This is a genomic window from Clostridium beijerinckii, assembly GCF_018223745.1.
Lineage (GTDB): Bacteria > Bacillota > Clostridia > Clostridiales > Clostridiaceae > Clostridium > Clostridium beijerinckii.
Map to the genome: position 1 here is coordinate 2,483,949 of NZ_CP073653.1, position 25,440 is coordinate 2,509,388.

27 protein-coding genes and 2 pseudogenes are annotated in these 25,440 nt (G+C 28.9%); 19 read left to right on the forward strand and 10 right to left on the reverse strand.

Annotation, left to right across the window (positions count from 1 at the left end; translation table 11 throughout):
- Window positions 1–42: 42 nt before the first annotated feature.
- The 3 genes from KEC93_RS11285 to KEC93_RS11295 are packed head-to-tail and all read left to right on the forward strand — an operon-like array spanning window position 43 to window position 2,263.
- A complete protein-coding gene (locus tag KEC93_RS11285; RefSeq protein WP_077869813.1) occupies window positions 43–966 on the forward strand; it encodes an ABC transporter ATP-binding protein in 924 nt (307 codons plus the stop codon).
- Window positions 963–1,661, forward strand: a complete 699-nt coding sequence (locus KEC93_RS11290; protein WP_077869814.1) for an ABC transporter permease — start codon at window positions 963–965, stop codon at window positions 1,659–1,661. Before KEC93_RS11285 ends, KEC93_RS11290 begins: the two co-directional genes overlap by 4 nt.
- An 11-nt stretch (window positions 1,662–1,672) precedes the next feature.
- Window positions 1,673–2,263: a TetR/AcrR family transcriptional regulator gene (locus KEC93_RS11295; RefSeq protein WP_077869815.1), complete on the forward strand. Its 591-nt coding sequence runs from the start codon at window positions 1,673–1,675 to the stop codon at window positions 2,261–2,263.
- A 274-nt stretch (window positions 2,264–2,537) separates the two neighbouring features.
- On the opposite strand, the gene pdxR is transcribed toward KEC93_RS11295, so the two are convergent.
- On the reverse strand, window positions 2,538–3,959 hold the full coding sequence (gene pdxR / locus KEC93_RS11300) for a MocR-like pyridoxine biosynthesis transcription factor PdxR (RefSeq protein ID WP_077869816.1): 1,422 nt from the start codon (window positions 3,957–3,959) through the stop codon (window positions 2,538–2,540).
- A 175-nt stretch (window positions 3,960–4,134) separates the two neighbouring features.
- On the opposite strand from pdxR, the gene KEC93_RS11305 reads away from it, so the two are divergent.
- From KEC93_RS11305 to KEC93_RS11315, 3 genes are all read left to right on the forward strand, one after another.
- Entirely contained in the window at window positions 4,135–4,506 is a 372-nt protein-coding gene (locus KEC93_RS11305; protein WP_077840122.1) for a pyridoxamine 5'-phosphate oxidase family protein, read from the forward strand.
- 395 nt (window positions 4,507–4,901) lie between these two features.
- Window positions 4,902–6,020, forward strand: a complete 1,119-nt coding sequence (locus KEC93_RS11310; RefSeq protein WP_077869817.1) for a DegT/DnrJ/EryC1/StrS family aminotransferase — start codon at window positions 4,902–4,904, stop codon at window positions 6,018–6,020.
- A 223-nt stretch (window positions 6,021–6,243) separates the two neighbouring features.
- The gene (locus KEC93_RS11315) at window positions 6,244–6,696 is read left to right on the forward strand and encodes a GNAT family N-acetyltransferase (RefSeq protein WP_077870053.1); all 453 of its coding nucleotides are present in this window, start codon (window positions 6,244–6,246) and stop codon (window positions 6,694–6,696) included.
- Window positions 6,697–7,080: 384 nt separating this feature from the next.
- Here the strand turns inward: KEC93_RS11315 and KEC93_RS26485 are convergent, their stop codons facing one another.
- Window positions 7,081–7,284, reverse strand: coding sequence for a hypothetical protein (locus KEC93_RS26485; protein ID WP_238893261.1), 204 nt, complete (start codon window positions 7,282–7,284; stop codon window positions 7,081–7,083).
- Between the two features lie 739 nt (window positions 7,285–8,023).
- Entirely contained in the window at window positions 8,024–8,404 is a 381-nt protein-coding gene (locus tag KEC93_RS11325) for a winged helix-turn-helix transcriptional regulator (RefSeq protein ID WP_077840130.1), read from the reverse strand.
- 140 nt (window positions 8,405–8,544) lie between these two features.
- On the opposite strand from KEC93_RS11325, the gene KEC93_RS11330 reads away from it, so the two are divergent.
- Window positions 8,545–9,201, forward strand: a complete 657-nt coding sequence (locus KEC93_RS11330; protein WP_023975160.1) for a flavodoxin family protein — start codon at window positions 8,545–8,547, stop codon at window positions 9,199–9,201.
- A 373-nt stretch (window positions 9,202–9,574) separates the two neighbouring features.
- Here the strand turns inward: KEC93_RS11330 and KEC93_RS11335 are convergent, their stop codons facing one another.
- Window positions 9,575–9,934 (reverse strand): helix-turn-helix domain-containing protein, encoded by a 360-nt coding sequence (locus tag KEC93_RS11335; RefSeq protein ID WP_012058440.1) that lies wholly within the window; start codon window positions 9,932–9,934, stop codon window positions 9,575–9,577.
- Window positions 9,935–10,252: 318 nt separating this feature from the next.
- On the opposite strand from KEC93_RS11335, the gene KEC93_RS11340 reads away from it, so the two are divergent.
- From KEC93_RS11340 to KEC93_RS11370, 7 genes are all read left to right on the forward strand, one after another.
- Window positions 10,253–10,450, forward strand: coding sequence for a DUF739 family protein (locus KEC93_RS11340; RefSeq protein ID WP_023975159.1), 198 nt, complete (start codon window positions 10,253–10,255; stop codon window positions 10,448–10,450).
- A 374-nt stretch (window positions 10,451–10,824) separates the two neighbouring features.
- Window positions 10,825–10,962: a hypothetical protein gene (locus tag KEC93_RS11345; RefSeq protein ID WP_171781095.1), complete on the forward strand. Its 138-nt coding sequence runs from the start codon at window positions 10,825–10,827 to the stop codon at window positions 10,960–10,962.
- Window positions 10,940–12,301, forward strand: coding sequence for a putative phage replisome organizer (locus KEC93_RS11350; RefSeq protein WP_077870006.1), 1,362 nt, complete (start codon window positions 10,940–10,942; stop codon window positions 12,299–12,301). Before KEC93_RS11345 ends, KEC93_RS11350 begins: the two co-directional genes overlap by 23 nt.
- Window positions 12,302–12,350: 49 nt before the next feature.
- Entirely contained in the window at window positions 12,351–12,977 is a 627-nt protein-coding gene (locus tag KEC93_RS11355; RefSeq protein ID WP_077870007.1) for an ATP-binding protein, read from the forward strand.
- A 113-nt stretch (window positions 12,978–13,090) separates the two neighbouring features.
- Window positions 13,091–13,333 (forward strand): AbrB/MazE/SpoVT family DNA-binding domain-containing protein, encoded by a 243-nt coding sequence (locus KEC93_RS11360; RefSeq protein ID WP_077870005.1) that lies wholly within the window; start codon window positions 13,091–13,093, stop codon window positions 13,331–13,333.
- 336 nt (window positions 13,334–13,669) lie between these two features.
- The gene (locus KEC93_RS11365; RefSeq protein WP_012058445.1) at window positions 13,670–14,083 is read left to right on the forward strand and encodes an RrF2 family transcriptional regulator; all 414 of its coding nucleotides are present in this window, start codon (window positions 13,670–13,672) and stop codon (window positions 14,081–14,083) included.
- Between the two features lie 84 nt (window positions 14,084–14,167).
- Entirely contained in the window at window positions 14,168–15,556 is a 1,389-nt protein-coding gene (locus tag KEC93_RS11370; protein ID WP_077870004.1) for an MATE family efflux transporter, read from the forward strand.
- A gap of 116 nt (window positions 15,557–15,672) precedes the next feature.
- On the opposite strand, the gene KEC93_RS11375 is transcribed toward KEC93_RS11370, so the two are convergent.
- The 5 genes and pseudogenes from KEC93_RS11375 to KEC93_RS26675 form a co-directional block, all read right to left on the reverse strand.
- A complete protein-coding gene (locus KEC93_RS11375; protein WP_077870003.1) occupies window positions 15,673–15,891 on the reverse strand; it encodes a DUF2922 domain-containing protein in 219 nt (72 codons plus the stop codon).
- A gap of 35 nt (window positions 15,892–15,926) precedes the next feature.
- Window positions 15,927–16,058: pseudogene (locus KEC93_RS11380) on the reverse strand (DUF1659 domain-containing protein); the annotation flags it as partial.
- Window positions 16,059–16,166: 108 nt separating this feature from the next.
- Window positions 16,167–17,981, reverse strand: a complete 1,815-nt coding sequence (gene ltrA, locus KEC93_RS11385; protein WP_238953266.1) for a group II intron reverse transcriptase/maturase — start codon at window positions 17,979–17,981, stop codon at window positions 16,167–16,169.
- Between the two features lie 286 nt (window positions 17,982–18,267).
- On the reverse strand, window positions 18,268–18,396 hold the full coding sequence (locus KEC93_RS26670) for a hypothetical protein (RefSeq protein WP_274597745.1): 129 nt from the start codon (window positions 18,394–18,396) through the stop codon (window positions 18,268–18,270).
- A 314-nt stretch (window positions 18,397–18,710) separates the two neighbouring features.
- Window positions 18,711–18,800, reverse strand: a pseudogene (locus KEC93_RS26675) (DUF1659 domain-containing protein); the annotation flags it as partial.
- A gap of 199 nt (window positions 18,801–18,999) precedes the next feature.
- Here KEC93_RS26675 and KEC93_RS26490 point away from each other — a divergent pair.
- The 5 genes from KEC93_RS26490 (at window position 19,000) to KEC93_RS11410 (ending at window position 24,093) form a co-directional block, all read left to right on the forward strand.
- Window positions 19,000–19,230 (forward strand): ATP-binding protein, encoded by a 231-nt coding sequence (locus KEC93_RS26490; protein WP_238893420.1) that lies wholly within the window; start codon window positions 19,000–19,002, stop codon window positions 19,228–19,230.
- A gap of 424 nt (window positions 19,231–19,654) precedes the next feature.
- Window positions 19,655–21,376 (forward strand): methyl-accepting chemotaxis protein, encoded by a 1,722-nt coding sequence (locus tag KEC93_RS11395; protein ID WP_077869797.1) that lies wholly within the window; start codon window positions 19,655–19,657, stop codon window positions 21,374–21,376.
- Window positions 21,377–21,401: 25 nt separating this feature from the next.
- Entirely contained in the window at window positions 21,402–21,818 is a 417-nt protein-coding gene (locus KEC93_RS11400) for a bacteriohemerythrin (RefSeq protein ID WP_077869798.1), read from the forward strand.
- Between the two features lie 76 nt (window positions 21,819–21,894).
- Window positions 21,895–22,671, forward strand: coding sequence for a TspO-related membrane protein (locus KEC93_RS11405; RefSeq protein ID WP_077869799.1), 777 nt, complete (start codon window positions 21,895–21,897; stop codon window positions 22,669–22,671).
- 375 nt (window positions 22,672–23,046) lie between these two features.
- Window positions 23,047–24,093 (forward strand): galactose ABC transporter substrate-binding protein, encoded by a 1,047-nt coding sequence (locus tag KEC93_RS11410; RefSeq protein ID WP_077869800.1) that lies wholly within the window; start codon window positions 23,047–23,049, stop codon window positions 24,091–24,093.
- Between the two features lie 178 nt (window positions 24,094–24,271).
- Here the strand turns inward: KEC93_RS11410 and KEC93_RS11415 are convergent, their stop codons facing one another.
- On the reverse strand, window positions 24,272–25,096 hold the full coding sequence (locus KEC93_RS11415; RefSeq protein ID WP_077869801.1) for a TerC/Alx family metal homeostasis membrane protein: 825 nt from the start codon (window positions 25,094–25,096) through the stop codon (window positions 24,272–24,274).
- Between the last annotated feature and the right edge of the window lie 344 nt (window positions 25,097–25,440).

Here is a 25,440-nt window from a genome sequence, read left to right on the forward strand (position 1 = left end):
ATTAGTACCTTAAATGAAGTATAACTTGGAGGTGTTTACGTTTTGTCAATAATACAAACGAAGAAGTTAACAAAGAGTTACGGATCAAAAAATAGTGTTTATGATATTAATCTGACAGCTAATGAAGGTGAAATATATGGCTTTCTAGGATTAAACGGTGCAGGAAAAACAACTACAATGAGGATGTTGCTTAAAATGGTTAATCCTACATCTGGTGAAATTTATTACTCTGGACAATCAATTTCAAAGCTACCTTCTGAATTTTGGAATCAAGTGGGTTACTTAATTGAAACACCACATGCTTATCCCAACCTTACAGTAGAAGAAAATCTTATATTATATGCAAAGCAAAGACTAATACCAGATTCAGAAATTAAGAAACGAATAGATGACATTTCACAGCATCTATTGCTAGATAATTACCTACAGGTTAAGGTAAAAGATCTTTCTCTAGGAAACAATCAAAAAATTGGATTAGCTAAGGCGCTTATTCATAGGCCAAAAATTCTTTTGTTAGACGAACCAACAAATGGATTGGATCCGGAGGGGCTTGTAGTTGTTCGTAATTCTCTATTAGAAATGGCTAAAGAGGGGACAACTATTTTTATTTCAAGCCATCTATTAGATGAGATGGAAAAGCTGGTAAGCCGAATTGGTATATTAGCGCATGGATGCCTGCTACGAGAATTAAATTTTTCGGAATTTGAAACCTGCAGAGAATCAAAGCTTTACATAAAAACAGATGGCTCCGTCGAGAATCTTGAACATTATCTTGCTACAAAAAACTTGCAATGCACATCAGTAAGTGAACAGGAAATACTTGTTTCGGATATATCTATTAACCAATATTCTGCTTTATTACAGCAGTTAGAAAATCAAAAATTGAATCCAATGATTTTTCAACCTGTAAATGAAAGCTTAGAAGAATTCTTTCTTAGAACAATTAAGGAGGGCAAATCATTATGAAACAGATATGGTCAATGACTAAAATTGAGTTTTACAAAATAATACGGGGGCATATACCAATTTATATTTTAGCTTTTTATAGTTTTTTGTTACTTATCCATATGCAGGATAAAACGTGGGAAGAATTTTTGAAAAATACTTTTTTTATGTATTCTACTGTTATTGGATTAATGGGATTTGGTATTTTAAGCAGCTGGGTATTTGGTAGAGAGTATCAGGATCAAACTTTTAAAGATCTTTTATCATTGCCAATTTCTCGTACAAGTTTAGTATGTGCAAAGTTTTTTGCTTTAGGATTAAGTTTTTTAGGCATAACGGTATTAGCAATTAGTGGGACATTTGCCATGGGTTTGTGCTTGGATTTTACAAATTTTGATGTGTTATTGACTGGGACTCTTCTAAAAAGGTTAGGTATAGTAACACTCTATAATTGTAGTCTTAGTTTTCTATTCCCGCTTATCGCTAGCATCACGCGAGGAATATTGGCTCCCGTTAGTACTTCCTTTGTAGCTATAATTATAGCTGCCATTTTTGGATCACAGCCCTTAGGCCGTTATATCCCGTGGACAATTTCAGGAATATATTTAAATAATCCTCAGCTTATTAATTGGATCAGTAAATTAACGATTTTGGCTATTTTATTTATTGGTGTTTATGGTACTATATTATGGTGGAATTATGTAGACCAAAAATAGGAGGTTGTATCATGAATGAAAATGTTAGTAGACGCCGTGGCGTTATACTTGAAAATGCGATTTTAGATCAGGCTTGGTTATTGCTTAATCAAATAGGATATAGCAAATTGACTATGGATGAGGTAGCTCGTGCTGCAAAAACCAACAAAAATGCTATTTATCGTCGATGGCCACAAAAATGTTATCTTATTTTTGCCGCATTAAGCCGACATGCACCATCAATAGAATTAGAAGTCAGTGATCATGGTTCGCTAAGAGAAGATTTAAAGGCCTTATTTAATGTTTTAAATCTATTTGAAATTATCAGGCCCGATGATCTACGAGATGTAATTTTAGATATGCTTTCTAATATGACGCCTTACGATTTATTTAATGTTATAAACAACGGAAATGGTCTTCGTGAATCAACTGAAACTATTATAACGCGAGCTAATCATCGTAAAGAGATTTCACTTTCAGTAGATAATATTTCTGAAAAGGCTTTAAATTTACCAGCTATACTAATTATAAATGAGCTTGTTTTACATGGAAGGATCACAGAAACGAATGCCGAGGATATTATTGACAATATTTTACTTCCGATATATAAAGCGAGTAAATAAGCTAATTGGTAAGAATAACATGGGACTTATAATTAAGATTCCTTTGTTATTTCTTAATAAAGAAAAGAGCTGGATTCATAGCATAAAGACAATTAGATTAGATTTAAAAGGTTCAAATGTTGATTAAAAAATAATACTTGGACCTTTTATTAATTAGCTCAATATCTAATTTAGGGAATGATTTATGTAGGCTAAAAAATGAGCTATCGCTAATGGATTTTAATCCGCTAATGCGACAGCCCTTATAATGCCTATTTTAATTTCCTAATAGGATCTACTTACTAAACCATGCTTTACTAAGTAAATTAACGCCTTCAGCAATATCACTGTCAGTCATCCCACCAAAACCAAGAAGAACCATATTATTAGGATATTTATCCTTGCGTAACCAATATGTAGATACAGGAGAAACTGTAACGCCGTATTCTTTAGCTTTTTCTATTATCTCTTCTTCAGATAATCCATTATTTAATTCTAGCAAGATATGCAAACCTGCATTTTTACCATGAATAATAACATTATCTCCCATAAATTTATGAATAGAGTGGATTAACATATCATGTCTTCTTTTGTTTAGGAGAGATATCTTGCGCAGATGACTATCCCAATGTCCTAAATGCATAAACTGTTGAATGATTTTTTGCTCAACTATTGGAACTGAGGTTTGGTAGCTACTAAAAAATTTATCATATATTTCTAGTAATGATTGGGGTAATACCATATAATTCAATCTCAAGCTTGGGGACAAAGATTTTGAAAAAGTTCCAATATATATAACACAGCCTTCTGAATCAATACCTTGTATTGAAGGAATTGGCCTTGAATTATAACGAAGTTCACTATCATAATCATCTTCAATTATAAATCCATTCTCTCTTCTTGCCCAATCTAATAATTGCAATCTTTTTTGAATTGGCATCACTGATCCAGTAGGAAATTGATGTGAAGGAGTTACATATACTATCTTTGCGGAATTATTTTCTAATTCAGCAATATTTATTCCATCCTTGTCTAAGCTAATTGGAACAACATCATATCCGTTATTGTTAAAAATCTTTCTTGCGCCAATGTAGCCAGGATCTTCTAAAGCTACTTTAGAAAAATTGTTTCTGAATATCTGGCATAGTAAACTTAAACACTGCTCAAAGCCTGAAGTAATGATAATTTGTTCTGGAGTACATGAGACCCCTCTTGATTTATTTAAATAATCCATCATTTCTATTCGTAATTCTTTTTCACCTTTACTGCTAGTATAAGATGTCATAACCTCACCATCTATAGATGCTAAGCATTTATTTGATATCCTCCTCCATAAGCGCAAAGGAAAATCAGAAGCACGTAGCTTTCCATATTTGAAATTATACTTATAGTTATTATCAGAATTCATCTCAGGTAACGTTGTTTTATGATTCTTAATATTGTCAGAGTTCTCTCCCTTTAACTTAGTGATTAACATACTATCTAGTTTTTCAACTATGAACCCACTGCCTGCTTTACTTGTAACATATCCTTCAGAAGAAAGTTGCATATAAGCACTTTCTACTGTATTTCTGCTGACATTTAATGTTGCTGCAAGCGTTCGTGTTGAATATAGCTTACTACCTTCCAGAATTTGTCCTGAAATTATCTCTTCTTTTAACTGCTCGTAAATTTGCAAATACAGTGGAACTCTTGAATCATTATCTAGAACAATCATTTTTTTAAAACACTCTCCTTATGAACTGTATCCAATAAAATAAAAAGAATTGGCACTTTTGATGATTACACATCGATTGTATAATTGTTTTATAGAAAAGTCAATGTGCATAAATTAAGACTTTTTAAAAATATTAAAATAATAAAATTTGTAAAATTACAGAGGAGGAATTTAAATGTTAAATGAAAAATTGCTTGAAGTTATATCACATGAAGGTGTAGTAGCTATAGTATCTTGTAGTAACAATGAGGCACATGTAGTTAATACTTGGAATTCATATGTTGTTGCTACTGAAGATGGAAGATTATTAATACCAGCAGCTGGAATGAGAAGAACTCAAAAAAATATAGAACAAAATAACAAAGTTAAGGTTACTTTAGGAAGTAAAGAAGTAATGGGACATATGTATATGGGAGCAGGATTCTTAATAGAAGGAACTGCAAAATTCCTTGAAGAGGGTTCAGATTTTGATATGATGAAAGAAAAATTTTCTTTCTTAAGTAGAGTATTAGAGATAACAGTTATATCTGCTAAGCAAACTATATAGTAATAATATAACATAGCTTTTGAAAAAGAGTACTTTATATTTAGTGAAATATCTAAAAAAGTACTCTTTTTAGATACTATTAATATGGATTATGTAAGTTTAATTCAGCAATATATATAGGATATAGGACTATATAATATGAGAAGTTGCATAGCAATTGATTATGTTCGTATATAAATAATCTTATCTATCAATTAGAGGGCAGTTTATTAAAGATAGGATAAAGGTAATTATTGTAGGAAAACAGTTAGGATATTAATATTGACTCATACCTAAGGGTAGGAATTAAAATAGGTGTATAAAGAAAAAATAGCTATTCATATGATTTGCGCAATATATAGATTTGTAGTAGCAATTCATGAAAAATATGGAAAAAACAAAAGGAGGAACATAAATTGAAAGTTGATTTTTATACATCTAAAAGAGAATATGAAGAACATAAACAAGAGTTTGATAATGCTGTTATTAGCGTTATGCAAGAAGGGATTTCAACCCTTGGAAAAGAGGTAACTGATTTTGAAAAATCTATTGAGGAGTTTACTGGAGCTAAACATGCAATTGCTGTTGCATCTGGAACTGATGCGCTAATTTTAACTTCGGATATTTTAGGGTTTGAAAGCGGAAAAGAAGTCATCACATCTCCATTTACATTTCTTGCATCTACTTCATGTATAACAAGAAGAGGGGGAAAACCAGTTTTTGTAGATGTTGATGAGGAGACTTTTAATATTGATGCAAATAAAATAGAAGAAAAAGTTACTAAAAATACTGTTGGTATAGTTCCGATTCATCTTTTTTCACAAATGGCTGATATGGATAAAATAATGGACATAGCAGGTAAACATAATTTGAGAGTACTTGAAGATGCTGCTGAGGGATTTGGAATGAGATGGAAAGGAAATGGGTCTGAATATAAACATTCAGGCACTATTGGAGATTTTGGGATTTTCTCATTCTTTCCAACCAAGACTCTTGGTGGTTTTGGGGATGGAGGAATGATAGTAACAAATAATGATGAATTAGCTAGATTAGCTAGAATGTATAGAGTTCACGGAGCATCAAAAAAATATCACTATGAGCATATTGGATACAATTCAAGATTAGATACTATACAGGCAGCTATTCTTCAAGTGAAAATGAAATACATAAAAGAAAGCATTAAAAAGAGAGAAATAGTTGCCAATTGGTATTTTGATAGGTTAAAAGATTGTCAGGAATTAAAATTTGCCACTTTGAAAGGCGAGCAAAATCTTGTGTATTATGTATTTAATATATTAACAGAAAAGAGAGATGAACTTGGAGAATACTTAAAGAAAAATCAGATTCAATTTAGTATTTATTATCCTATACCATTACATCTTCAAAGGTGTTTCAGTTATTTAGGTTATAAAAAAGGAGATTTTCCGGTTGCTGAAAGTATATGTGAGAGAATACTTGCACTTCCAATATATCCTCAAATAACAGAAGCAGAAGTTGATTTTGTATGTGAAACTATAAAAAATTTTTTTAGATAATATTAGAAGACTATAAAGGTGAGTTAGAGAGTTAAAAATACTAGAAACTTTACATAATATATAGATTTGATGTAGTAAATTATAAAAATGTTCTTTGAAAATTGAATAATGCGATTTTTACAAGATATACTATAATTAATGCATGATAGTAAATTATGGTGAAATACTACTAGCGCATAGTTATATCGAAATAAAATCATAAAGTATAAAGAGGAGAGAGAATATGGAAAATATAAAAATTAAAAAAGCTGATTTAGAAGATTTTGAGTTGGTTGGAAACTTATTCAATAAGTATAGAATATTTTATGGACAAGATTCAAATTTAGAATCTTCAAAGAAATTTATTGAGGAACGAATGATACATAATGAATCAGTAATTTTTATTATCATGAAAGACTCAATAATACCTCTAGGATTTGTTCAATTATACCCATCTTTTTCATCAGTATCCATGAAAAGAATATGGATACTAAATGATTTATATGTTGAAGAAAGTGCGAGAAAGAAAGGTATAGGTAAAAGTTTAATGAATAAAGCAAAAGAGTTTGCATTTGAAACAGGAGCAAAAGGATTAACCTTATCAACTGCAATAGATAATACTACTGCACAAAAACTATATGAACAATCAGGGTATAAAAGAAATGAAATGTTCTATCAGTATAGTTATTTTTTTTAATAAACAAACTAAAATGTATTCAAGTTTAATTTCCGTTTTACGGTCATGCTTTAATTTTATATTCAATATATAAGATTTACACTATTCTTAAATTATGAATTACTAAAAATAAATAGCAAATTATAAAATCGCATTATTCAAGAGATTGAATTTGCGGTTTTTTACTGCACAATATGAGTAGAAATTATTAAGCAAAGAAGTGATAAATGGGATAGTAAACATTATTAATATGGTAGGTATAGAGATAGCATAAATGATAATAAATTAATTAATTCATAGTACAATTGAACAAACAATAGATATTATAAGTTAATCATGTGAGAAATTCTCAAAGGATAGGCTTAATGTAGCGAGTAGATTGAGTATAACCACTACATTAAGAGTTTATTTATAAGGAGAAATAGCTACTTCTCCGTTGCCAAGTACTATCCCAGTATCCCCATTATGAAGAGTACCTAGTTTTACAATTTCATCTGTTTCATCTAAGTGTATAAATTGTATAAGTTTACCGTTACTATCAACTGTTATTAAAGTAACAGTTGTATTTGGAGTTATAAGTTTAGCAGTGACCTTATATCCTTCTAACAAGGAAAGAGAATAGATGCCTTGTTTATAAGTAGCTGAAATAGGTTATATTTCTTGTTCTGAAACTTCAGCCATTGGAGACGGATGCATTTCTGCAATTATAGTAAAGGTGAATATATATATTAAAAATATAATCAAGAATTTCTTTATTTTCATAACATTTACCTCCGCTATTATTATTTTGTTATTTTTATGAAAATATACACCCATGTGTAGCTGAATTATTTTATACACAATACTACTAATGCGAAGTAGCTATTTTAAATATTATTCTTTGAAAATTGAGCAATGGGATGTTTACAAAATATGTTATAATCGATTCGTAATGGTAAATTATTGTCAATGATTAATTAATACTAGGGAGGAAGTTCGTGGATAAAAAGATAAACGCAAAATTGACGAATATAAAAAATTCAATGGCTAACTTCGTACATTCGGTAAATCGTTCACAAATAGGTAATTTAAGTTGATTAACGAAAGGGAATCTACTCACTAGGATTATTACTAGCGTTATAGTTTGTGGAATAATTTTATTAATATTCTATGCTTTAAATACTTAATAATAATCATTAAAGATGTTATAACTAGCCATAAATAGTTTCATGCTAGTTTTCAAAATTCTTACATTATGTATTAAAGTAAATGAGAAGCATTTAAAAGATATGAAATATAAATTTATAATAATAAGGATAATATATAGATTTATTTTTACGTAAATTTATATATTATACATTATTTTATATTATTCATAATTTGATTTTGACGTATCAAGTTTAAGTTGCTCTTCACCCCATATGTATAATTCCTTAAATGTTGGAAGTAAGGCTTTACCTCTTTCTGTCAAAGAATATTCAACCTTCGGAGGAATGGTTTCATATTGGGTTCTAACAATTAGCTTATGTTCTTCTAATTCTTTTAAAGACTTTGTAAGCATCATATTAGTAATACCTTTAACTTTTCGTTTTAATTCACTATATCTAGTAAAATCTTTGTTGGATAGACACCATAAGATAGGTAATTTCCATTTCTGGCCTAAAATATCGAGTGCATATATAACAGGACATTTTCTTTCATATACATTATCAGCAGGGAATTCTTTATTATAATTCATATAATCACTCATAATCACAACTCCTTCAAATTCAATAGTATACTTTTTATACTGGCACAGAAAAAACTGCATTCTTGTATATCTTTTCTCCTATGCTATATTAATTATAACAAAAACATTATAGGAGAATATACAGAAAGAGGAGTGTTACTATGAAAATTTATGGTATTAACGGAAGTCCAAGAAAAAATAAAAATACAGCTACATTGCTTCAAAAAGCTTTAGATGGAGTAAAAGAAGCTGCAAAAGATAAAGAAATTGAAACTGAAATAATTAATTTATATGATTTAAATTATACTGGATGTATAAGTTGCTTTGCTTGTAAAAGACTTGGAAGTAACAGTTATGGAAAATGTGCGGTAAAAGACGATCTTCAAGAAGTTTTAGAAAAAGTATCTCAATCTGATGGACTTATTTTTAGTTCTCCAGTATATTTTAGTAATGTAACAGGTAAATTCCTATCATTTTTAGAAAGACTATTATTTCCCTATCTTGTGTATGACAATAATGGTACTTCACTAGCGCCAAAGAGGATGCCAACAGCATTTATTTATACAATGAATGTTAAAGAAGAGGTAATGAAGCAAATTGGTTATTTAAAAACTTTTGAGCGCATGGAATCTAATATTGGACATATATTTACAAAACCATTAGTTATGTATTCAAATAATACTTATCAATTTGATGATTACTCAAAATATAAAGTTGAATCCTTCTCTGAAGAAGAAAAAGCAGCACATAGAAAAATTCAATTTCCTTTAGATTGTCAAAAAGCATTTGAATTAGGTGCAAATTTAATAAAGCACTAGAAATAAAGTGGTATATTAAATTACGAGAAAAGTTAACCTATAATGAATCTTTTGATTAGTTAAATAGATATAAGTTTATTAAATTTATTTTGGAAAACTATGAAATATGGCATGCACCATACTAGCATTAGAAGAAATATGTAATTAAAAGCAACTTGAAATTTAAATATAGCTTAAAGAAAGAAATTAAAGTGCTGTATTATTCTAGAGTGAATTATACAGCATTATTAATTATATATGAAAATTAATAATTAAAAGGTTGTATATGAGTGATATAGCTATTGGTGCAATTAATTAGAAGTGTTGTAATTTAATTTGGATATTTAATTTTAATTTATTTTTATCAAATAACGTGCCTATTATAGACAATAAATTAAAAGATTCTATCTTGATTATTAAGTTGTGAGCAACGATTAAATTCCATTTCTAATACCGTGTTTACTGTATGTTTACCTAGATTATCTAAAGAATTATATTTTTTTAATAAACATTCTAATTCTTCTGATAGTTGTAAACGTGTTTTTATTTTGTTTTCATCCCATCCCATTAAAATAGATGGAGTTGTTTCTAATATTACTGCAAGTTTTTCGATTTTGTCAGAAGGTATATTAGAGATTACACCGCTTTCATATCTTTGAAGTGTTGGCTTACTAATAGATAATCTTTTAGAAACATCTTCTAATGTGAGATTCAATTCTAATCGTCTATTTTTGATATTTTCTTTCAAACCCATTTTATATCACCTCTTAGTTCTATATTAAAAGTAAGTAAATTATAGATTATCAATTAATATAATTTATTGATAATCTATAATAAAATCGAAGCGTCCTAATAAAACTTAATAACTTTTTATTTATTTTGTTTACTGCAGTTAGGCAAATTAAAAAAATCATTCTAATTTGGAGACTATTAATATAATTTATTATAACATCTGTTTCCGGATATGCAACAATTATTTTCCAGTATATAGAAAAAGTTACGTAAGAAGTATTGACAATAATAGCCATAATATATAAAATATTACTTAACGAGTAACGAAAGGAGAGCATTTATGATATTAGTTAATGAGTTAAAGGGAAAGATAAAAGCAAAAGGATATACTCAGGAAAAGCTGGCAAGGGAATTAGGAATGTCTCCAAAAACCTTAGGTAATAAACTTAATAAAGGAATATTTGGTTCTAATGAAATCGATAAGATGATAAAACTATTAGATATAAATAATCCAATAGAGATTTTTTTTAATAAATAAATTACTTAAAGAGTAAAATGTATTGACTTTATATATATAGTATTAGAAATCTAGAATTGATTATATATATTGCAAAAATAATTCTTCATCACAATTCTAAAAATGCTGCAAGAATTTTATACGTAATTGTGAAATGTGCATTGGGAATTGCAACGTATATATTGTAATTTAAGAGCATTATGTTGAGCTGATGGTTATTTTTATAGAAGGACAAGCTATGCAAGAATTATTAAAAGAAATTTTAATTGAATTAAGAAAATAGTAGTCTTAAATTAAAAAATAAATGTAAATTTATTTTCATACACATTGAGCTAGAATATATCAGGGATACAATTTTTGATAGAAATGTATAAAAAGAAAGTGAGGACTTACAAATGAATTTTAGGATTTTTAAATGTTATATAGATGTTTGTAAGTTAATTGAGTTAAACCCATCATGGAATGGTCTTGAAAGGTTTAGGCAATTTTATTTATGGGAGCGTGAAAATAATGGCAGATATCAAATGGATTAAATTAGCTACTAATATGCATGATGATGAAAAGATGAAGTTAATAGATGCAATGCCTAACAGGGATACAATTCATTATGTTTGGATAAGAATACTTTTACTTGGTGGAAAACTTAATGCTAATGGAAAGGTTTTCTTATCAGAAGGGAAACCTCTCACTGCCAAAATGTTGGCTGTATTATTTTCTAGGCCTTTAGAGGATATTAAGATTGCATTAAAAGTATTATCTAACTTTGGCATGATTGAAATAGCTTCTGATAAAGTAATTAGAATTGTGAACTGGGATAAGCATCAGAACATAGAGGGAATGGAAAGGGTCCGTGAACAAAACAGAAAAAGAGTTGAAAATCATAGAGAAAAGAAGAAAGAAGAGAAGAATGCAGCTAAAAGTAATAAGGAAGAAACTCAGGAAGATAAAGTCTTAGAAGAATTTATAGATTTAGAAGAAAATCAAGATCTGGATGAAAGTGTAGAATTAGAAAAAACTAATGAATTAGAAGGAAAGAAAGATTACTCTAAGAATTCTACTATAGAAGAAAACAAAGCTCTAGGTAAGAATGATATATTAGAAAATTTGGAAACTAGTGAAGAGGCTTCTGGAAATACGTATATTAATGATAAAACTAATATTACTACTAGCGAAGCAGGTAATAATATTACTGTAGAAATTATTGATAATAATGAAGATATCAGTAATAACATTTTAGAAACTGATGATAATAATTGTATTGTTACTAAAAATAATAGTAACGTTACTCAAAATAAATGTAACGTTACAGTAACGCAACAGAATAAGAAGGAGAAAAAGAATAAGAATAAGAAGGAGAAAAAAGAGATAGATAAAGATAAAAACATAGAGGGTAAAAAGAATAATGGTTTTGATATAAATAATAAAGGCTCAGCTTGTGATGATGAAGTTAGCCAGTCGAATCTATCTAAGAAACACAATAATACTAAAAGTGAATCAGGGGAAGAGGAGGACATAAATCTTAAAGCTTTAGAGCTTATGCATTATCATGAAAAAATAACAGGAAAGCCAGGAGGATGCGACTATGTTGCTCTTAGATCGGCTATTGATATCCATGGAGAAAAAATGGTTAAGATGGCCATGGATGTTGGGTTTGAGAAGAATTGTCCTGACATAAAGTATGCAATTGGGGTATTAAAAAACTGGAGGAGAGATGGGTATCCAGAAGATCATATGGAGGTAAAGAAAAATGGGGTTAGAAGCAATGGAAAGAGTAACAGAGCAGATAAAAATGAATTTGCAGGATTCAAGCCGAAGGAACCGCGAAAACTTACAGAAGCTGAACGAAAGAGGATTGAAGCAAACCTCATATAAATGCGATAAATGCTGCGATACTGGATGGATACTTATCCCCCAGGAACATATGCAGCCTCTTGCTGTAGCCTGTGAATGCAGAAAAATAGAAAAACTAAAGAATGAGTGGAAGTATTCTGGAATCAATGTTGAACAAAGTAAACTTACTTTTTCTAGTTTTGAAGTTTGGAATAATGCGTCACAAAGGATGAAGGACACTGCAGCAGCATATTGTACTGATTTTGATGAAATAAAAGATACTAGGCGAAATAGTATTTTATTATGTGGACAGGTTGGCAGCGGTAAAACGCATTGCAGTATTGCTGTTGCATTGAATTTTTTAAAACAAAGAATTAAAGTGCTGTACATGCCTTATCGTGATGTAATCACAAAGATAAAACAAAATATGATTGATGAAGAATATTATACTAGGACCATCTCAAAGTATCAATTATGTGAGGTACTACTTATTGATGATCTCTTTAAGGGAAAAATCAATGAAACAGATACAAATATTATGTTTGAAATTATTAATTACAGATATCTTAATTTTCTTCCTATCATAGTCAGCAGCGAATTCTCTATTGACAGATTACTGACATTTGATGAAGGGGTTGCTTCAAGAATATATGAAATGTCAAAAGATTATGTTGTAGAAGTTGAGAAGGATATTAGGAATAATTATAGACTTAAATAAATTTACAATGCACAGTGCACAATTCACAATAAACAATTACAGAGTGAAAATTCTCATGAAAACGAATTTTTTCAGAATTAAACAAAGCTAAATTATGAAGGGAAGTTGTTTAAATGAAATCATCAGGAATAGTAAGAAAGCTCGACCCACTTGGAAGGATTGTAATACCAAAAGAAATAAGAAAGGTACTAGAAATTTACGAGGGAGATTCCATGGAAATAATTAAGGTTGATAATGGGGTGGTTGTTAAAAAATATATTAAAGGATGCATTTTTTGTGGAAGTGATAAAGATGTTGTTGAATTTAATGGAGCAGTTGTTTGCGATGGATGCAGAAAGGCTTTAGGGCATGATTAAACCAGTTGAACTTATCTAGGAGCGTGCAGTCGTTATCTTCTACTTAAAGAATGGGAGGTACGGATGCTAGCTATCGGATAAAAATCTAAGAGATGCACTTTTAAGACATTGCAGTGGTGTCGTGAAACACGACATAGGGGTAGTAACAGGAAAAAGGAAAGATTGAACGTGTGCTATCCAAAATGTAGAAATGAGTTCAATACCGGAATTAGATGTATACTGCCTAACTGCAAAATCCGAATTGCCAGGTGAATAAAATACTTATTGACAAAATAATCTATTATATTTATTATTATAGATAAATAAACTCTGCAATATCTTTTAGGAGGTTTTAATTTGAAATATACAAAAGCAACAAATTATGCTCTACATACAATTGTATATATGATGGAAAATGCGAAAAGTGAAAAGCTAAGCGTAAGTGCTCTAGCGGAACACTTTAATTTATCTACTACATATCTTTCGAAAATTTTAACTCAGCTGGTAAAAGCTGATTTAATTGAGTCAACTCCAGGTGCAAATGGAGGTTACGTTTTGCGTAAAGACATGAGGTCTATTTCTTTTATGGATGTTATTAAGGCCACTGAAGGAACTGGCTCATTATTTGTTTGCAATTTAAATGAAAATAGCAAATGCTTGATTGAAAAAGTAATGTCAGAAGCTGAAAATGTACTAGAAAATTATCTAGAAGATAAAAAACTATATGATCTGACTCAAAATAAATCAAACTGCAAAACCAACAAAGAATAAATATTTACCCATTAATATATGGGTTTTTATATTTGAATTGCAGATATTATATATCTTTAATATATCTAAAGGAGAAATTACATAATGGACAAAATACAAGAACTTGAACAAAAACCTATTGGAAAATTACTTATACAATATTCAGTTCCAACAGTACTCAGTTTATTGATTAATTCACTTTATATAGTAATCGATCGGATGTTTATAGGAAATATATCAGAAGTCGGAACTCTAGCCTTAACTGGAATTGGCCTTACAATGCCAATTACTACAATAGTAGTAGCTTTATCTGCTCTCATATCAATGGGGGCCAGCTCTAATATCTCTATAAAACTCGGAGAAGGCAATAAAGAAGAAGCTGAAAATTTTGCAGGAAATGCACTATCTCTAAGCATTGTTTTAGGGCTTTTGGTTACTAGTCTCTATATGATATTTCAAAATTCAATATTAGGATGGCTCGGTATAAACGGTGAAGTATTATCTTATACTAAAGATTTTATTACAATCATCATGGCTGGTACCGTATTTAATATGCTGGGATTTTGTCTGCCTTTTATCGTTCGTTCTGATGGAAATCCTATATTTTCAGCTGCTATTACAATTACAGGGTGCATTCTTAATATATTACTTGATGCCTTATTTATATATGTATTTCACATGGGAATAAAAGGTGCAGCTATTGCTACTGTCATTGCTCAATTTACTACCGTAATTCTTGGACTTTATTATTTTATGAAATTAAAAAATACTTTGATACTTAAAAAGATCAATTTCAAATTACATATTTCAATTGTAAAAGCTATTTTCTTAATTGGGTTAGTTCCATTTTCTAATCAATTATTCGTAAGTGTTGCACAAATTGTAAGCAATTATTCCTTAAATTTATATGGTGGAGAACTAGCAATTGGCGCAATGACTGTACTAAACTCTATTACAATATTATTTTTGATGCCAGTTTATGGAATAGCTCAAGGCTTCCAGCCCATTATCGGTTATAATTATGCAAAAAAGAACTATGGCAGAACCCTGAAGACTCTTGCCCTTGCTGTTTTGTTTAGTACTGGATTCTTGGCAGTTAGTGCTATAATTATGCAGCTATTTCCCAAATTCGCTGTTAGTCTTTTTACGCAGAACCCTGAACTTGTGAATATTTCTATAAATGGCTTAAAAAAATATACAGTGCTTATCTTTCTTATTTCCATTCCTACCTTTGGCTCTGGCTTCATGATGCTAACAGGTAAACCTAAAACTGCCGTAATATTAAGTATATCAAGGCAATCAGTGATATTAGCACTAACTATATTTTTCTTACCAAAGGTAATTGGTCAAGACGGACTATGGTTCGCTCAACCTATAACAGACCTTTTATCTAGCATTATCACAATTATATTATTCATAAAAGGATATAGTGATATTTTATACAAAAAAAACATCAACAAGGGTATAAGAAAGACAATATCCAGGATACTTTAGTTAAGTAAATTTTTATCAATTTACTTAAGCTTTCATATAAAAATTAGAAGCAAAAAAAATGGAGATTTATCCTTGTAATTAGGACAAACCCCCATTTTTATATTCAAAAACTAAGTCTAAGCTACCTCAAATTTGGTAACTTGTCTTTGAGTAACTTGAGCACCAGATTTCTTAACTAAATCACCAGAATCAGTCTTGAAAACATTTTTAGAAATTACAGTGTCCATAAGCGCGTTAACCTCATCTTTTGTAAGAGTAGGTTTAACTCCAGAAACACTTAAAGTACTTTTTTCACCGGCTACAGTTAAAAAAGTCATAGATAAAGAATATTCCATTTAATTTACCTCCAATCTTTTTTTAGAATAAGATCCTAAGCATTTGCTAAGCTAGAAGATTCATTAATAAAGTAATCTCTAGTATTAGCTTCCATAACACCTTTGATTGCATCTGCAACAGCATAAACATTTTCAGGTGTCGCATCTGTTTTTATACCTGAGAAAGTTTATACCAATAGGTAAGAATTTGAAGTTATCTCCATCTTTTCCCCTGGTTCACACCGTACATGAGACTTTCACCTCATACGGCGTTCCAACAATTTATACTTTTTTAATTAAATAACTGAATTTCCTACTAACTTTCTTAAAGAATTGACTCGTTTTAACCCTTTTTCGTCCAAGGACAATAAACCTAGATATTTAGTTATGGTATATTTTTCATTGCAATGTACAAGAACATGAGCTTCGGCGCATAGCCAAACAAGATTTTTATACTCATCTGTTCCACCATTACTTTTCGGTATCTTATGATGGCATTCCATATTATCAGTTTCTAAGTCTAGACCTGTTATGTAACATTTACCTTTTTGTCCTGCTATCAGAGATAGCATATTATCACAGAGTTCAGCAGTTCCAGTATAATTCGAAGATTTTAAAAGATATTTGATTAAATGATAATATCCTTTAAGTCTGTCATGAATTAACAATCGACCTCTTTCAGTATAATTACATATATTTTGATTAAAATTATTAGGTGGTCTGGTCTTACAACCATAAATAGGGAAGATAGTGACGTTATAAATAGTACGTATCTTACCATTATAATTTCCATATAACCGTTTATATGTTTCAGAAAATTTAGGTTTATTTGATATCCAATTCTTTAATCGCATTTCTAAGGTTCCTGTAACTAAGAAACTAATTTTCTTTACATCTTTACTTATATAGGTAGCAATATTATAGTAGTTATGAATACCTAGTATCATTGAGTTTAAGATTGATACTTCATTACTATTTTCTTGCTTTTGGATTTTCTTTATTTGGTCTTTAAGTTTATTAATGGCATTATTTTTAGATTTATCACACATTCGACTTTGACAAACATATTTATTTCTTTTAGGCTTAACCATAAGTTTAAATCCTAGAAATTCTGTATAGTTTTTTCTTAAATTTGTTATTTTAGATTTGTCAGGACTTATATCTAAGTCCAATCTTTCTTTTAACCACAATCTTGTAGCATTATAAATCTTCTGTGCAGTTTTAAAATCTTTGCAAAAGATTTTAAAGTCATCAGCATATCTAACTAGACGTATTTCTTTTAAATTACTTGTTTTCATGGCTTTATATTTGTGTGATTGTTGGGTATATTTATATCTTGTTTCAAATGTTTCCCATTGAGAACTAATCCACCAGTCCAATTCATTTAGAACTATATTAGATAATAAAGGACTAATTATACCCCCTTGTGGTGTTCCTTTTGTTGGTATTCCAATTCCTTGTATTTCTGATTTTAGTATTTTACCAATTATACAAATCAAGTTTTTATCATGTATGCCAATGTTCCATAGCTGTTTTTTTAGTTTGCTATGATTGACATTATCAAAGAATCCCTTTATATCGATATCTACTACATAATATGCGTTACTAAAATTCATTATTTGCATACATCTAGCAATAGCATGTTTTGTTGACCTATTAGGTCTAAATCCATAACTATGCTTATAAAATTTAGCTTCACATATGGGTTCTAAAACTTGCTTAATACATTGTTGGAGAATTCTATCTTCAATACAGGGTATACCTAGCGGTCTGGTTTTACCATTTTGTTTAGGTATTTCAACTCGTCTCACACTTTTTGGAATATAATTATCGAATTTATTTTGGATACGTTCAATAAACTTTTTTGTTTCCATGTTTTTAAAGTAATTTATATTAAGATTATCGGTTCCAACTGTTGTTGAACCTTTATTTTTTTTAATGTTTCTATATGCTAGTAAGATATTATTGTCAGATGTTATATGTTTCATTAAATTAATGAAATTTTTATTATTGCAAGATTGTTTATACAAATTGTCAAATTCATTTTGCATTGCGTAATATTCATTATTTCTTAGTAACTGTCGTTTCTCTAATTTTAAGCTTTCCTCCAAGTCTGTTGCCTCCTCATTTGTATAAATACAAATTTAGATTAACATCTCTTAGTCTTACTCGAACCTTGAATTATTCAGTATTTAATTATCAAATAACAATTGTCTAGTGGCTATTGCATAAATTACTATTGCTGTAATTATTATAGCTTCATGCCACCACTTTCACTTGGATTAAGATAAGTTATAGAACTTCTTTTCCTTATCACTACTTCATGGGCAGTAAAACCTCCATATTCCAAGCTTACCTTGTTCCGTTATTACTATCTTTGCATATATCCTTAGGTCGTTAGTATAAGCCTGCAAGCTTGATAGTACCTGTAATACTATATGGATTTTCATACCAAGAATTTTTACTCATCCACACTTGCAACACATATGTGTTATATCCATTTCTAGATATTCCTACTTTAGACATGTACATTCCCAACTTCGTCAGCTACTTTAGTAGCATCCTAACCATAGATATTTTATAGACACCCGACCTATCACCACTCAACTACCTCTAGTTTGCATTTCGTGTAGAAAGAAATTCTCTACTTACGATGGCTCTCAGCCGACTTCACCGAGCTTTTAACCTTCTGCTATTTACTTAGCAAAACGCTAATCGGAGTATCAGTGTAAACCCTTCGGGACGTTACTCCGTCATTTGGTTTCTCATAATAACAGTTCTAATTTATGAATTTAATCATTTAATTAGGCTATTCTTTTCAAATAGCAACAAGTCGCACTCTTGGTATAAATTGGATCGCCGGCCTTGTCTAGAGCTTTTTGAACTTCAATACTGAGAGAAACAGAGTCAATAGTTTTAGTTACAGCCATAGTTTTAACCTCCTTTATTTCGTTTTCATAAAGGATATATGTATAAATTTTAGTCATTACATAAATAGATGAAAATTATTTGTTTTCTTATTTAAGAAAAGAACTAAAACAGGTTATAGGTATTGAAAGAGTCAGGCTAAATATATTGTGAAATGCTATAAAGTTTACAAAAACAGGAGGTACTATCAATGTAAATATCATCTGCAATGAAAGCAAAATAAAAATATCAGTAGAGGATACAGGAATAGGAATACCTTTATGTATGCAGAGCAGAATATTTGATACATTTACACAGGTTGATCAAGTATATAGAAGAAAAGCTGAAGGCAGCGGAATAGGCTTGGATCTTGTAAAATCCTTCGTAGAAATGCATGGAGGAAAAGTGGTTGTCGAAAGTAGTTATGGAAAGGGAAGCATTTTATATTCTTAATCAGTCAAGAGTAAAAACTATTGACTGATTTTTTTGCATAATTTTCGATGAAAAATTTAATGGTTATAATTCGACTTGATGTATATTTGTTTTGTAATTAAGGAAAGTGATATTATAAAAAATGCTTTAAAATGCTAAATGTTGTGAAAATAAATAGAGGGATTTTTTGAAATATGTAGAATTATATAATAAAACATATGGATATAAGAGGTGGTTTTGATGAATTTTGAGTGGTATGAAAGATTGTCTATTTGTCTTAAAAGCATATGTAAATCATTTAATCGTATAAATTTATTAGTTTCTTCTATGAAATAAGGAAAATGTAAAGATGAGATTAGTAGAAATATCTATGCGTAGTTGGATTGTTAATTTAAATTTTAAAATTGCAATAAAAATCAGCAAAGTATGAATGGAGTGATTATTTATGTTTAAAAGGATTAATAATTTAAAAATAGCATCAAAATTAGTTTTATTATTTACATTTGTATCTATATTTACAGGTATAGTTGGGTTTTTAGGGATACACAATATGGACAAATTAAATAATAATACTAAATTGATGTATGAATATAATTTTAAATCTATACAGACACTGGATGAAATAAAACAAAACTATTTAATCATTCGTGGAGATCTAACTGCATTAGCATATAATGATGAAATGGATATAAGTCAAAAAAATATTACTGTTAAAGAGGTGCAAACTTTATTAGATAATAATTCAAAACTTTTAGAAAGTTACAAGAATGAATTGATTGCAGAACATGAAAAAGATACGTTTACCAAAATAGAAAATTCAGCAAAAGATTATTCGTATGTAGCTAAGAAAATATATACTTTTGCTTTAGATGGAAATAATAAATCTTCAATGGGAGAAATTTCAAAAGGGGCTGCTATAAGAGAAAATCTTTTCAAATCATTAGATGAAATAATTTCTATGAATATTAATGAAGCAAGCACTAATTCGCAAAATAATATAATAACTTATAATAGTTCAAAGATTATAGTTATTGTAATTACTATATTCATATTTATTGCTTCTATAATTATTGGAATGTTATTATCTATATCTATTTCAAAGGAATTGAGAAAAATAATTGATTTTTCAAAAGCTCTAGGTGAAGGAGACTTAACAAAGGAAATAGATATTAAATATAATGATGAAATTGGTGAAGTTGCAAATGCATTGAACAAATCCAAAGAAAATATAAAGGTATTAATATCTCAAATGGTAGGTAGTTCAGGTGATATTAGCGCTGCTAGTGAAGAATTGTCAGCTACTGCTGAAGAAGTTTCTTCAAAAATGCAAATGGTCAATGATTCTACTGAACAAATAACTAAAGGAGTTCAGGACTTAAGTGCAACAACTGAAGAAGTTAGTGCATCAGCAGAAGAAATAGCAAATGCAACTAGCGAATTAAATAATAAGGCAAATAAAAGCTTTAAATCTGCAAGCGAAATAAAGAAAAGGGCAGAAGAAATAAAACAAAAAGCAATACAAAATATTGAAGATGGAAATAAGATTTATGAAGAAAATAAAATGAATATTCTTAAAGCTATTGATGAAGGAAAAATAGTTCAAGATGTTAAGATAATGGCAGATTCCATAGGAGAGATAGCAGCTCAAACTAATTTACTTGCATTAAATGCGGCTATAGAAGCTGCAAGAGCAGGAGAAATGGGAAAAGGATTTGCTGTAGTTGCAGATGAGGTACGAAGCCTTGCAGAACAATCATCAAACGCAGTAGCTAGCATTCAAGGAATGGTTCATAGGGTTCAAAATGCTTTTGATAATCTATCAGAAAGTGGACAAGAAGTTTTAGACTACATTGAAAACAGTGTTAAACCAAGTTATGAATTGTTAAAAAATACAGGGATTCAATATGAAAAAGATGCGGAATTTGTAAATGATATAGCAAGTGATATTGCAAGTTCATCAGAACAAATGAAAGAAGTTATAAATCAAATAAATTTTGCGTTAGAAAGTTTGTCTGCAACAGCGGTAGAATCAGCTACTAGTTCTGAAGAGATATTAGTTAGTATTAATGAAGTAACATTAGCAATTGAAGAAGTAGCCAAATCATCTCAAAGTCAAGCAGAAACAGCTGAGACATTAGGTGAACTATCTCAAAAATTTAGTATTTAACATATTGGTTGAAGGAGGCTAAAATATGATTTTAAATTGGGACAACTCTTTATCTGTAGGAGATGATAATATTGATAATCAACACAAAGAGCTATTTTATCGTTTGAATAAATTATTAGAGGCTATGAAAGAAGGAAAAGGTAAAAGTGAAGTTATTAATACTTTGGATTTTCTTGAAGTATATGTAATTAAACATTTTAATTATGAAGAGGAAATTCAAAAGAAAAATAAGTATCCTAAATTCAATGTTCAGCATAAACAACATGGAGAGTTTAAAAATGAACTTAAAGAATTAAGAAGAGTTTTTGAAACTACAGGGATATCATCATTGTTCGTAATTAATACTCAGCAAAAGATGGTTAAATGGTGTAAAGATCATATAATGAATTCAGATATGGAACTAGGAGAATATTTGACAAAAAAACTAAAGAAAGCATTTTGAAATCCTTTCTTTAGTGGAAATATCTATCTTTGAATCATTTTGAATAAGGGGGGGACTTTGTAAAGGAGGCTCTAAAATGAGTTATAAAAAAGTTAAAGCCAATATTAGTATCTTTACTACAGTTTTATTTTTTATAATGATTAGCATAAATGCGTTAGCAAATATTCTACCAATTAATGGAATGACTACCGGTAATGTATCTGACTCATATAAAAATCTTTTTGCACCAGCAGGACTAACATTTATTATATGGGGTGGAATATATTTTCTACTTGCAGGATATATAATTTATCAACTTGGCTTTTTTAAAGAAGAAAAAACTATGATTAATGAAGACGCATTTGAAAAAGTTAGAATTTATTTCTGTATTTCATCTATAGCAAATGCAATGTGGATTATATCATGGCATTACAATATTATTATATTGTCAATGATACTAATGATTGTTATTCTTGTAAGCTTAGTCTTAATTATAAAGACTGTTAAAAATGAAGAACTGTCATTAAGAGAAAAGCTTTTTTTAAAACTTCCTTTTAGCATTTACTATGGATGGATTACAATTGCTAATGCAGTTGTACTTATGGTTAGTTTAGGATTAAGGAACATTGGAATGTCAGAGATTTATACTAGCATTATAATAGTACTTGGAGTTTTCTTAGGTATTCGAATAATGTTAAAAAATAAAGATATTGCATATGGACTTGTTATAATTTGGGCGTATATAGGAATATTAATAAAACATACAGCACAAGATGGCTTCGGAGGACAATATCATTTAATTATAAATTCTGTAATAATATCTTTAGTTTTATTAGCCTTAATTGAAGTATATTTGATATTAAAAAGGTTGTGACCAAATATTTTTATAAATTTCATATTTAATAGAAGCTGAGAATCCTTAAAATTTTAAGATTCTCAGCTTTTTTATTAATGTGTTTTAAATCAATATCACTCATCCCTTTAATCTAATCCACAATTATATTTATATAATTATTGCGAGTCTTATGATTTAACATGATTATGTAAACTCTTCCTTAAATTCAGTGATTGTATATAATACTTTTTACTAAATAGAATTAAGAAACTTTATTTCTAAATATGTGCATAATTAAGATGATTAATTTAGTGGAAAAATAATTATTAATTTTATAGATATCACTTAGTACAAATAATTTTATTTATTGATGAGAATAATAAGTTTATATAGCAGTGAAAGAGAGGATTAGAAATGAGAGTATTAAAGAGAGTATTAGCTGTTTTAGGAATTGTAATTATTGTATTTTCAATAACATCAGTACATGATACTAAAAATGTTAATGCTCAGATAAATGGGATACGACAAAATTATATAAAAATAGATGTACTATTATATAATTCTAATGATAAATTTATTTCTTTAGTTCGTCAAAACTTAGAAGAGATTCAGAAGCAAAATAAAGGAAAAGTAGAATTTGAATTTTTTGATGGAAAAGGAAATCAAGCAGTACAAAATGAAACTATTAGTCAAATATTTAATAGTAGGGTAGATATTTTACTGGTAAATTTAGTTGATTCACAAGCAACACAAGATATTATAGATAAATTTAGGTACAAAAACATTCCTATAATTTTTTTTAATCGTGAGCCATTACAAGTAGATGCAATTAAATCCTATGGTAAAGCTTATTATGTAGGAACAAATGCTAAAGAGGCAGGTAAATTACAAGGGGAAATTATTAGTGATTCTTGGAACAAGAATAGAGAAATTATAGATAAAAATAAAAATGGCATGCTAGAATATGTTATATTAAAAGGTCAGCATAATAATATAGAATCTAATGAAAGAACTGATGCAGCTATTTCTGCAATTAATAATGCTGGAATAAAAACAAAGGAACTTGCAGTCAAAGTTGCTAATTGGGATGTAGATTTAGGCAGAATAACTGCTGATTCACTATTCTTAAATTTTGGCAATAAAATTGAAGCAATAATATCAAATAATGATGCCATGGCAATTGGTGCAATTGAAGCAATTCAAAAATATGGATTTAATAAAGGAGATGAATCAAAATATATAGCAGTTTTTGGAATAGATGCGCTACCAGAAGCGAAAGAATTGATTAAGCAGGGTGTTATGGCTGGTACTGTTATTCAAGATCCTTTGAATATGGCACAAGCTATTTATGCAATAGGAATGAACGTATTTCAAGGCGACGAACCACTTTATAATACGCAATATATGTTTGATGACACAAAAATAGCTGTTAGATTACCATATAAGAAGTATATTGGTTAATATTGAATAAGAAAGCTATTATTGAATAGTACGATATTTGCTTTACTATTGGAATTTGAAACTATACTTAAAAGAAAATCATTAAACTCCTTGCCTAATGAAAAATAATCATGGCATTTGGGTCTTGCTATTTTTTTCATGTGCCTTATTTTTCTTTAATATGATATTATTTAATAATTCATTTTTGGGTTCTTCTACTAATTATTATAGAGGCAATTACACTTATTACAAGAATTAGTATAATAACAGAAATAGAAATCCCTATAGATATATGATACTTAAATGATATTCCAAGTTTTATACCAGTAAATATAAGTATTAAGGCTACTCCATATTTAACATATTCGAAGTTGCTATGTAGTTTTTCTAAAAGAAAATATAAATTTCTAAGACCTAATATTGCAAAAATATTTGATGTATATACGATGAAAACATTAGTTGTTATTGCAAATATTGCAGGAATTGAATCAATAGCAAATAGTAAATCTGATCCTTCAATTAAAAATAATATGGCAAATAATGGTGTTGCATGAAGAACATTGTTTATTTTCACAAAAAACTTTTCGTCATGAAGTTCTTTAGTTACAGGTATCATTTTTTTTAGAAGTTTAATTAATTTACTATTTTCAAATGATACATCATCTTCTTTGTTAATCATCATTTTTATACCACTTATAATAAGAAGTATACCAAATATATATATAATCCATTTAAATGCATTAATAATTGCAATTCCTAATAAAACAAATATGAATCTTAAAATAATCGCACCAAAAATTCCATAAGTTAAAATTCTTTTTTGATGTTTAGCAGTAATTCCAAAGCTCGAGAAAATTAATAAAAAGAGAAAAAGATTATCGACACTAAGACTTAATTCAATAATATATCCTCCGAGAAATTCTAAAGCTCTTTCAGAACCCATGTAATACCATATGGCTAAATTAAATATAGCGGCTATAAATGTAATTAATAAAAACTTAAATAAATGTTTTCCAGTAGACATTTTTGTAGCTCCTTTCAGATAAATTTATATTTAAATTATATATATTTTTTAATATATTCGAAATTTTATGTAAAAACAATATTGATACAAGTTTGTTTTTGTATGAATTATAATGATTTTAAAAAAGTGATTAAAAAACTTGCTTATAATAATATAACAATTATGTAAGAATAAATCAATAAAAGTTTATCATGTTAAGATTTCTATAATATTGACAAGTTTTTTATTTAATAGTAATATTATTAATAACAATACTAAAAAGACAGTGATAATCTCATTTATAGGGGGAGTAACTGCCTGTTGATTATAACAGGATTCAAAGTCGTCATTACGGAGAGATCCCG

Excerpts from the sequence above, each read along its gene's own strand:
- KEC93_RS11290 (WP_077869814.1), top strand. The coding sequence starts at position 963 with ATGAAACAGATATGGTCAATGACTAAAATTGAGTTTTACAAAATAATA.
- KEC93_RS11295 (WP_077869815.1), top strand. The coding sequence starts at position 1,673 with ATGAATGAAAATGTTAGTAGACGCCGTGGCGTTATACTTGAAAATGCG.
- pdxR (WP_077869816.1), bottom strand. The coding sequence starts at position 3,959 with ATGATTGTTCTAGATAATGATTCAAGAGTTCCACTGTATTTGCAAATT.
- KEC93_RS11305 (WP_077840122.1), top strand. The coding sequence starts at position 4,135 with ATGTTAAATGAAAAATTGCTTGAAGTTATATCACATGAAGGTGTAGTA.
- KEC93_RS11315 (WP_077870053.1), top strand. The coding sequence starts at position 6,244 with ATGGAAAATATAAAAATTAAAAAAGCTGATTTAGAAGATTTTGAGTTG.
- KEC93_RS11325 (WP_077840130.1), bottom strand. The coding sequence starts at position 8,404 with ATGAGTGATTATATGAATTATAATAAAGAATTCCCTGCTGATAATGTA.
- KEC93_RS11330 (WP_023975160.1), top strand. The coding sequence starts at position 8,545 with ATGAAAATTTATGGTATTAACGGAAGTCCAAGAAAAAATAAAAATACA.
- KEC93_RS11335 (WP_012058440.1), bottom strand. The coding sequence starts at position 9,934 with ATGGGTTTGAAAGAAAATATCAAAAATAGACGATTAGAATTGAATCTC.
- KEC93_RS11340 (WP_023975159.1), top strand. The coding sequence starts at position 10,253 with ATGATATTAGTTAATGAGTTAAAGGGAAAGATAAAAGCAAAAGGATAT.
- KEC93_RS11345 (WP_171781095.1), top strand. The coding sequence starts at position 10,825 with ATGAATTTTAGGATTTTTAAATGTTATATAGATGTTTGTAAGTTAATT.
- KEC93_RS11350 (WP_077870006.1), top strand. The coding sequence starts at position 10,940 with ATGGCAGATATCAAATGGATTAAATTAGCTACTAATATGCATGATGAT.
- KEC93_RS11355 (WP_077870007.1), top strand. The coding sequence starts at position 12,351 with ATGCAGCCTCTTGCTGTAGCCTGTGAATGCAGAAAAATAGAAAAACTA.
- KEC93_RS11360 (WP_077870005.1), top strand. The coding sequence starts at position 13,091 with ATGAAATCATCAGGAATAGTAAGAAAGCTCGACCCACTTGGAAGGATT.
- KEC93_RS11370 (WP_077870004.1), top strand. The coding sequence starts at position 14,168 with ATGGACAAAATACAAGAACTTGAACAAAAACCTATTGGAAAATTACTT.
- KEC93_RS11375 (WP_077870003.1), bottom strand. The coding sequence starts at position 15,891 with ATGGAATATTCTTTATCTATGACTTTTTTAACTGTAGCCGGTGAAAAA.
- KEC93_RS26670 (WP_274597745.1), bottom strand. The coding sequence starts at position 18,396 with ATGTCTAAAGTAGGAATATCTAGAAATGGATATAACACATATGTGTTG.
- KEC93_RS11395 (WP_077869797.1), top strand. The coding sequence starts at position 19,655 with ATGTTTAAAAGGATTAATAATTTAAAAATAGCATCAAAATTAGTTTTA.
- KEC93_RS11400 (WP_077869798.1), top strand. The coding sequence starts at position 21,402 with ATGATTTTAAATTGGGACAACTCTTTATCTGTAGGAGATGATAATATT.
- KEC93_RS11405 (WP_077869799.1), top strand. The coding sequence starts at position 21,895 with ATGAGTTATAAAAAAGTTAAAGCCAATATTAGTATCTTTACTACAGTT.
- KEC93_RS11410 (WP_077869800.1), top strand. The coding sequence starts at position 23,047 with ATGAGAGTATTAAAGAGAGTATTAGCTGTTTTAGGAATTGTAATTATT.
- KEC93_RS11415 (WP_077869801.1), bottom strand. The coding sequence starts at position 25,096 with ATGTCTACTGGAAAACATTTATTTAAGTTTTTATTAATTACATTTATA.